This is a genomic window from Wolbachia endosymbiont of Mansonella ozzardi (genome assembly GCF_020278625.1).
Classification (GTDB): domain Bacteria; phylum Pseudomonadota; class Alphaproteobacteria; order Rickettsiales; family Anaplasmataceae; genus Wolbachia.
The window spans coordinates 1-8,321 of the sequence record NZ_JADAKK010000049.1; the positions used below are offsets into that span (position 1 = coordinate 1).

Sequence of the window (8,321 nt, forward strand, 5' to 3'; positions counted from 1 at the left end):
TAATTTACCTGCTAATCGCAATGTTCATACAGCTGTGCGCGTGATGCTGGAATGAAACCACTGTTGACTGGCAAAACAGTATTTTTAATTTTCCTATTACCATTAGCAGTTATTAATGGTATGTGCAAAAATATTGATTATAAAAAGCTTTTAAAGTACAGTAACAACGTTAGTAACAGCTCAATGTATGCATGATATAGAATATATACGCAAAAACCCTGAGGAATTCGGGAAAGCGATGAGGAGCAGGGGGATTAAAAATTTTATTGTGGAAGAAATATTGGAAATCGATCATAAAAAAAGGTCATTAACCACTAAACTGCAAGATTTGAATAGGAAGCGCAATGAAATCACAGAAGAGATAAGGAAGCTCAAAATGAACAAGAGCCGCTGTGAAAATGAGATAGAAGCGTCAAGAAACGTAACAAATGAGATAGAAGCAATCAGTTTTAAAGAGCAAACAGAGAAAGATAACTTGATGAATATCTTATCTAACTTGCCAAATATCCCTACACAAAACGTGCCAATAGGTGAAGATGAAAGCTCCAATGTAGAGGTTAAAAAATATGGGGAGAAAAGAAAACTTGATTTTGTGCCAAAGTCTCATTATGAGCTCGGAGAGAGGTTGGATTCGATGGATTTTGAACAAGCAGCAAAAATCTCCGGGTCAAAATTTGCAGTATTGAAAGGACGGTTGGCTAAGCTTGCACGAGCATTAGTAAATTTTATGCTTGAAATGCATATTAATAAATTTGACTATACTGAGGTATATCATCCGGCTTTGGTGAAGAACGAAGCGATGTATAATGTTGGTCAGCTACCGAAATTTTCGAATGATTCATATTTAACTACCGACGAATTGAGATTGATTCCTACAGGTGAAGTGGTTTTAACAAATTTGGTTGCTGATAAAATAATAGAAGAAAAAGAACTGCCAGTTCGTTTTACTGCATATTCGGAGTGTTTTCGTAAGGAGGCTGGTAGCGGAGGAATAGACACGAGAGGCATGGTCAGGCAACATCAATTTGGTAAAGTGGAGTTGGTGAGTATCACAACCGAAAACCGATCAAATGATGAACTTGAGCGTATGACAAGTGTTGCTGAAGAGATATTAAAGCAATTGGAATTGCCATATAGGGTGATGCTGCTATGCAGTGGTGATATGAGCTTTGCCGCGCAGAAGACTTATGACATAGAGGTTTGGCTGCCTGAGCAAAATAAATATAGAGAGATATCAAGTTGCTCAAATTGCGGTGCATTTCAGGCAAGAAGAATGAACGCTAAATATTCTTTAGAAGCTAATAAAAAGGTGAAAAAATACGTTCACACTTTAAACGGCTCGGCTTTAGCCATAGGAAGAACGATTATTGCCATAATGGAAAATTATCAGAATCCTGACGGGTCGATTACAATACCAAAAGTGTTGCAAAAATATATGAGTAATGATACTGTTATAAACAAACAATAGTTTTAACATACAAAAAAACGAGGAAATTAAAGATGAAGGTTCTGGTTATAGGCTCTGGTGGGCGTGAGCATGCTTTACTTTGGGCTTTAAAAAAATCTCCTATCTTAACTGAGTTATATATCACTCCTGGCCGCCGAGCTATGGAAAATCTTGGGGTTCTTGTGGATATAAATATCCAAAACTCAATTGATATTACACAATTTTGCAAGAAAGGAAATATAGAGTTAGTTGTTATTGGTCCAGAGCAACCAATAATCGATGGGCTTGCTGACAACCTAGTTGCAGAGGGAATAAATGTTTTTGCTCCAAGTCGAGCAGCTGCAAAGCTTGAGGCGTCAAAGTCTTTTACCAAGGGATTATGTAAACAATATGGTATACCAACTGCCAATTATGAGTGTTTTGTAGATGAGGGATTAGCTAAAAACTTTGTATGCAGCAATAAAATAAAATTTCCACTTGTAGTAAAAGCAAACGGAATTGCATCAGGGAAAGGCGTAGTAATATGCAACACAGAAAATGAAGCTTTTTCGGCGATAGATTCAATGTTGGTAGAGAAAAAATTTGGTGAATCAGGCGAAGAGATAGTCATAGAAGAGTTTTTAGTTGGAGAGGAGTTAAGCTTTTTTGCTTTTGTTGACGGGTTGGAAGTGGCAACCCTTGGATGTGCAAAGGATTATAAAAGAGCTAATGAAAACAATGAAGGTCAAAACACCGGAGGTATGGGGGCATACTCATCTCCTTCAATTATGAGTAAGGATATGGAACAAAAAATTATCCAAAGAATAATATATCCAACAATTCAAGCACTGACTAATATGGGGACGCCTTATAAAGGAGTGCTCTTTGCTGGCTTAATGATTTGCAAGGATAGCCCTAAACTTCTTGAGTATAATGTTAGATTCGGTGATCCAGAGATACAATCTATTTTGCCTAGATTTGATGAAAATTGTGACTTATTAAAATTAATGTTATCAGTTGCAGAAGGAAAATTGAGTGCCAAAGCGGTGGAGCTTACTAACAAATCTACAGTTTGTGTAGTTGTTGCAAGTAAGGATTATCCAGGTGATTATAAAACTGGAGAAATAATTAGAGGATTGGATAAAATTGAGAGTATTCCCGGTATACTGGTATTTCATGCTGGTACTCAGTTGGATGAAAGCGGTAACTTAGTTTCCGATGCTGGGAGAGTGCTCAATATAGTAGGGGAGGGAAGCAGTGTGGGAGAAGCTAAAAGTAAAGTATACTCAGCACTGAACTTTTTAGAATGGCCAGGGGGTTTCTTCAGGTACGATATCGGTAGTTAAGTTACGCCTGTACATGAAAGTCAGAAGTTTTAAATCATCTTTCTTAAAGGTATTTTTAATATACTAGATGTATTACTGACAAGTGATAACAAAACTGGGGGTTTTTATGGAAACCTCTAAATTAACTTTACTCGACTTGCAAAACTTTCTTGGCAGTTTAAAGAATCATGTGCGCAGTGAAGTAGAAAAATATGTAAATGAAAGAGCAGAGGAAGTTAAAAACAAGGTTGTAACATATATAATGTACAAGGTGTTAAAACATGTTAGGCAATAAACCGCCAGATGCGTCCAAAGTAAGTAAACCTGAAGAGGTTATACATAGTTGATGATGGCTTAACTCAAGATCACAAAATTATTTTAAGCTCTTTTTATAGGGAAAATACTTATTGGAAAATATAAAGGAAAAACATACGAGGTTGCAATCATCAATAAAGGCAAGTTTATCTACAATGGAAAAGAATATGACCCTCCCTCTGCGGCTTGCACAGGAATTACTGGTAAAAGTTGCAACGGTTGGGATTTTTTTAAAGTATGCCTTAACCCTGAGGAAGGACTAAGAACTCTAAGCTATCACTATACAAAGTTTCTTTCAGCTTAAAATAGTAACGTTTAAGTTATACATTAAAGCTTTTAAAGAGGTCTTAGTTTACTTGCATCACTATTTCCTTTATTATCAAACATTACTTTAAATAATATGGAGGAGCACATTGTCAACAATTGCTATTATTGATTTTGGTTCACAATTTACACAGCTTATCGCGAGACAAATAAGGGAAATGAGCGTTTATTGTGAGATATTTCCAAGCAACATCAGTTTTGAAACAATATCGAAGTTCAACGGGTTCATTTTCTCTGGAGGGCCACAATCCGTAAATGAAAGCTGTACTGAGGCAAGTGAAGTAGTACATGAAATTATAAAACTCAATGAGGCAACAAACGTTCCTATACTTGGAATATGCTACGGGCAGCAACTCATTTGTCATTATTTTGGAGCAAAAGTAAAAAGGAAATTCAAACAAGAATTTGGTAGAACTGAGATCAAAATACTAAAAGAATCCCCAATTATAAAGGATACGTGGGAAGTCAATTCCGAAGTGGATGTGCTGATGAATCATGCAGACAGTGTTGAAACTATACCGCAGGGATTTACTGTTATTGCATCGAGTGTGATAAATCAAACAATCGCAATAATTGCCAACGAACAGCGGAGGATTTACTGTACCCAATTTCATCCTGAAGTTAAGCCCACAGCAAATGGCAGCAAGTTGCTCTCTAATTTCTTGGATATTGCAAATTGTGAAAGAGACTGGACAATGAGGTCACTTGTTGAAAAGCAGAAGGAAAAAATTAAAAACTTAGTAGGAAAAAGAAAGGTAATTGCCGCAGTAAGTGGCGGTGTTGATTCAAGTGTTGCAGCAACTCTCACATATAAAGCCATAGGAAAACAATTGAACTGTATTTTTATTGACACTGGGTTGTTACGCAAAGACCAAACTATTGCTATGTTGAAAGAGATTCCGATAAACTACGTTGACAGATCAAAATTATTTTTGAGCAGGTTAAAGGGAATAACTGATCCGGAAGAAAAGCGAAAGATTATCGGAAATACCTTCATTGAAGTGTTTGAAGAAGAGGCGAAAAAAATAGGTGATGTGGACTTTTTAATGCAAGGCACCATCTACTCCGATGTAGTTGAGTCAGGGCACGCTTCAGGAAATGCTAGTACAATTAAGTCTCATCACAATGTTGGTGGATTGCCGGAAAAGATGAATCTAAAGCTAATGGAGCCTTTACGCTATCTCTTTAAAGATGAAGTAAGGCTGCTTGGAAAAGAAATTAGTCTTTCAAACGAGATAATATTTCAACATCCGTTTCCTGGGCCTGGACTTGCAGTGAGGATCATAGGCGAAGTAGATGAAGAAAGGGTACGAATATTGCAAGAGGTAGATGAAATATATATCAATACAATGAAAAGTTATGATCTGTATAATAAGATATGGCAGGCTTTTGCTGTACTGTTACCAATAAGAACTGTGGGAGTTATGGGGGATAATCGCAGATATGGATATGTTTGTGCTTTGAGAGCTGTAACATCGTCTGACGGTATGACGGCTGATGCATTTCCATTTGAGAGTAAGAATCAACATTCATTAGTATTTTGGAATTTTCTGCAGAACGTTAGTAGCATAATCGTTAATAACGTTTCCAGAGTAAATAGAGTTGTATATGATTTAACTTCCAAACCACCAGCAACTATTGAGTGGGAGTAATCGTGAGCCAGTGCTCCGACACTGGTTTTTTAAGTCACAAGAGCTATAAAAATTACTTGACAACCTTTGCCAGCCTTGCTACTATAGAAAACAAGGGCATTTCTGATTGAAAGCTTGTTTTCGATCTCCAGGCTCAATGACAAAATTCAGTAAAAAACTCAGGATATTTTTCGATGGATTGTATCAGATTATAGTGGCTGTATGTCCTTTTCACTTTTTCTACATTCAGCCAAGCCGCGCTTAAACTAAGCGTCAGCAAATTATTATAACGCCAATTTAAAGTATTATAGAGTCAAAACTTGCCACTCGGGGTTTCTTTTACCTTTTTTTCTCATCTGGTAAGCTTCTTAAGTATTTATTATTAAAGTAGTATCAGGAATCCCAGTGTCAGCTACTTGGGTGTAAGAACAGGACTACTTGGATGACATCATAGGGAAACTAGAATGACAAGAAGGGGTGCCGAAATGACGCTCTCCCTAAAATGCCCATGGCTAAAGCCATGGGCATTTCTTGTGCAGATTAGCTATTACGCAGGGAGCTCTTTTGATCTTGTTCAACAGTTTCAGGTGCTTTCATTTCACTAAACTTACTTGACACTTTATCGACAGTCCAAGTTATTGGTGTAATAACAAGTGCTGCAGTCCAGATAACAGCTGAAATAATGTAAGATGAGACTAAACTTAGGAACTTAGCACAAGTGTTACCACGTTTTTCTGCTTTGTCCTGAAAATTATTAGCATACGCTACAAGAGATTCTGGACCGTTTTTCTCTCTGAGATATGAAAATAATTTGTGTGGCAAGTACGCAAGATATGCAGCCCCTGTATGGAGTACAAGTAATAAATTTGCGAAGCCAGCATAAAGCTCATTATGTCTCGTACCGTAAACTCTTTTTTCTCTTTTTCCCAAAGTTGTTGTTGAAGTATCGGCATCTTTATTCACTCCTACAATCATGTCTTTTACTGGTCCTATAACACTATCAATATAATAAACGGATTTATAGAAACAGTTCTGTGAAACTTTACTATCGTCATCTCGTTTTACAGCATGAACAGTCCCGAAATGAGCATATTGCTTGAAATTTTTATATGAACTCTTGAAGTCCTCAGATAGATTTGACACATTAACCTCCTAAAAAAATATAATAATAAAAAATGTATTTACATTACTGTACTATTATAACTTATTTTAGAATAACTACAATAGTTACATTAATATTTTAACTAAGTTATGTGTTGCACAAAAGCGCTTATTACTCTAACATTGCAGTAGCTTAGAAATAAAGAGGTTTTTATGAGTTTTACTTTACCTGAATTACCATATGATAAAACAGCTTTAGAGCCTTACATATCTGAAAAGACTTTGGATTTTCATTATGATGGGCATCATACGGGGTATTTAAATAAACTCAACGAACTGGTTGAGAATACTGATTATCAGCATGCAAAAATCGAGGAATTAATAATAAAAGTTCATGGCAATAGCGACAAAGTGCCTATATTTAACAACGCAGCGCAAGTTTGGAACCACACTTTTTATTGGAGTTCAATGAAAAAAAATGGTGGTGGTAAGCCTCAAAATGATAGTATTCTAGCAAAAAAAATTCAAGACGATATCGGTAGCTTTGATAAATTCTATGAAGAGTTTTCGAGTTATGGAGTGAGCCAATTTGGCAGTGGATGGGTATGGTTAGTGCTTGAAAAAGGAAAACTCAAAATTACCAAAACCCCCAATGCAGATTTACCATTGATTTATGATCAAGTACCTCTACTTGCTATGGATGTTTGGGAGCACGCCTATTATTTAGATAGTCAAAACCGTAGAATTGATTACGTAAAAGCTTTCCTTGATCATTTGATAAATTGGGGTTTTGCAGAAGAGAATTTGAGAAAGAATACATAAAATGAATGTACTGAAGGTAACAAAATTAGATAATGGCCTGCGCATAATAACCGAGCAGGTACGTGATGTTGACTCTATAGCTTTAAGTATACGAGTTAGTGTTGGCAGTAGAGCCGAAAGTGCAAATCAAAATGGAATATCCCACTTTCTAGAGCACATGGCTTTTAAGGGAACGAAAACAAAAACTGCATTTGAAATTGCAAAAGCCTTTGATGATATAGGTGGAGTGTTCAACGCTAGCACCGGTAGGGAAAGCACTAGTTACTACGTAAAAGTCCTCAAAAAAGACATAAAAACTGGTATTGATATATTGATAGATATATTAATAAATTCAACATTTCCAGAAGATGAATTGAAGCGCGAAAAGGGTATTGTAACACAAGAGATTTTTCAAACTAACGATTCGCCGAGCGACATTATTTTCGATAAATATTTTGAAGCAGCTTATAGAGATCAACCGTTTGGTAGGTCGATCTTAGGCACGCAGGATACTGTAAAATCATTTACTCGAGAAGATCTAAATAACTATATAAATGAGCATTACTTTGGCGAGAATACGATATTTTCTGTTGCAGGAAACGTTGAGCATGAAGAAGTTGTTCAGTTAACCAAAGATTTTCTCTCAAAGATTCATGCAAAAGAGCTGAAGAAAAAGCAGAATACGAATTACACTGGTGGTGAGTATTTGGAACATCGTAAACTGGACCAGGTACACTTGCTAATAGGTTTACCTAGTGTTTCTCGCCATGACGATAGATATCACACATTTCGGGTGCTTGATTCTATATTGGGAAGTGGAATGTCATCACGCCTATTCCAGGAAATAAGGGAAAAGCAGGGACTGGTTTACTCTGTCTATTCATTTAATTCTAGCTATACAGATACAGGAATGCTCTCCATTTTCGTTGGCACAGATAGTAGCAACTTAGATAAGCTTTTAAAATCCATAACGACGGAGTTGAAGAAATTGTCTACGGGTGATCTGAAGGAGGAGGAGGTAAATAGGGTAAAAGAGCGAATAAAATCCCAAATTTTAATGTCACGTGAAAGCGTCAGTTCCCGTGCTGAAGCATTGGGTCACTACTATGGCAATTATGATAGATATATCAGTAAAAATGAATTGATAGAAAAAACTATCGCAGTTACCACTGCTGGCGTAAAAGAAGCAGCAGAGAAATTGTTATCTCAGCATGAGAAAACTACTTTAGCTGCAATTGGAGAAATAAAATCGTTGCCAAGCTACGATAAAGTGGTTTCTATGCTTAGGGCTTAGAGCATGGGCTTCTCGCATAACTATCCAGTTTTAGTATTTCGTGAAATAAAAAAAACTACTTAACAAGTTCTGCCGACACCCTTACCATAGTAATAGGGTATTTC

Annotated in this window: 8 protein-coding genes; 7 read left to right on the plus strand and 1 reads right to left on the minus strand. The window is 36.5% G+C overall.

Annotated features, from left to right (window positions below; all coding sequences use genetic code 11):
• Positions 1-187 precede the first annotated feature (187 nt).
• The 5 genes from serS to guaA all read left to right on the plus strand — a co-directional run bounded on the left by serS (position 188) and on the right by guaA (position 5,042).
• Positions 188-1,468: a serine--tRNA ligase gene (gene serS, locus IHO40_RS04695; RefSeq protein ID WP_225536993.1), complete on the plus strand. Its 1,281-nt coding sequence runs from the start codon at positions 188-190 to the stop codon at positions 1,466-1,468.
• Between the two features lie 32 nt (positions 1,469-1,500).
• Positions 1,501-2,772, plus strand: coding sequence for a phosphoribosylamine--glycine ligase (gene purD, locus IHO40_RS04700; protein ID WP_225536994.1), 1,272 nt, complete (start codon positions 1,501-1,503; stop codon positions 2,770-2,772).
• Between the two features lie 106 nt (positions 2,773-2,878).
• Entirely contained in the window at positions 2,879-3,046 is a 168-nt protein-coding gene (locus tag IHO40_RS04705) for a hypothetical protein (protein WP_225536995.1), read from the plus strand.
• A gap of 105 nt (positions 3,047-3,151) precedes the next feature.
• On the plus strand, positions 3,152-3,370 hold the full coding sequence (locus tag IHO40_RS06125; RefSeq protein ID WP_368666778.1) for a DUF2924 domain-containing protein: 219 nt from the start codon (positions 3,152-3,154) through the stop codon (positions 3,368-3,370).
• A gap of 109 nt (positions 3,371-3,479) precedes the next feature.
• Positions 3,480-5,042: a glutamine-hydrolyzing GMP synthase gene (guaA, locus tag IHO40_RS04715; RefSeq protein WP_225536996.1), complete on the plus strand. Its 1,563-nt coding sequence runs from the start codon at positions 3,480-3,482 to the stop codon at positions 5,040-5,042.
• Between the two features lie 519 nt (positions 5,043-5,561).
• Here guaA and IHO40_RS04720 read toward each other — a convergent pair.
• Positions 5,562-6,164 carry a hypothetical protein gene (locus IHO40_RS04720; RefSeq protein ID WP_225536997.1) on the minus strand — a complete coding sequence of 201 codons (603 nt, stop codon included), beginning with the start codon at positions 6,162-6,164 and terminating at the stop codon, positions 5,562-5,564.
• A 171-nt stretch (positions 6,165-6,335) separates the two neighbouring features.
• Here IHO40_RS04720 and IHO40_RS04725 point away from each other — a divergent pair, with 171 nt between their 5' ends.
• Positions 6,336-6,944: a superoxide dismutase gene (locus tag IHO40_RS04725; protein WP_225536998.1), complete on the plus strand. Its 609-nt coding sequence runs from the start codon at positions 6,336-6,338 to the stop codon at positions 6,942-6,944.
• 1 nt (position 6,945) lies between these two features.
• On the plus strand, positions 6,946-8,217 hold the full coding sequence (locus tag IHO40_RS04730; RefSeq protein WP_225536999.1) for a M16 family metallopeptidase: 1,272 nt from the start codon (positions 6,946-6,948) through the stop codon (positions 8,215-8,217).
• Positions 8,218-8,321: the final 104 nt, after the last annotated feature.

Coding starts and splice junctions, on each gene's coding strand:
- serS (WP_225536993.1), top strand. CDS start 188: ATGCATGATATAGAATATATACGCAAAAACCCTGAGGAATTCGGGAAA.
- purD (WP_225536994.1), top strand. CDS start 1,501: ATGAAGGTTCTGGTTATAGGCTCTGGTGGGCGTGAGCATGCTTTACTT.
- IHO40_RS04705 (WP_225536995.1), top strand. CDS start 2,879: ATGGAAACCTCTAAATTAACTTTACTCGACTTGCAAAACTTTCTTGGC.
- IHO40_RS04725 (WP_225536998.1), top strand. CDS start 6,336: ATGAGTTTTACTTTACCTGAATTACCATATGATAAAACAGCTTTAGAG.
- IHO40_RS04730 (WP_225536999.1), top strand. CDS start 6,946: ATGAATGTACTGAAGGTAACAAAATTAGATAATGGCCTGCGCATAATA.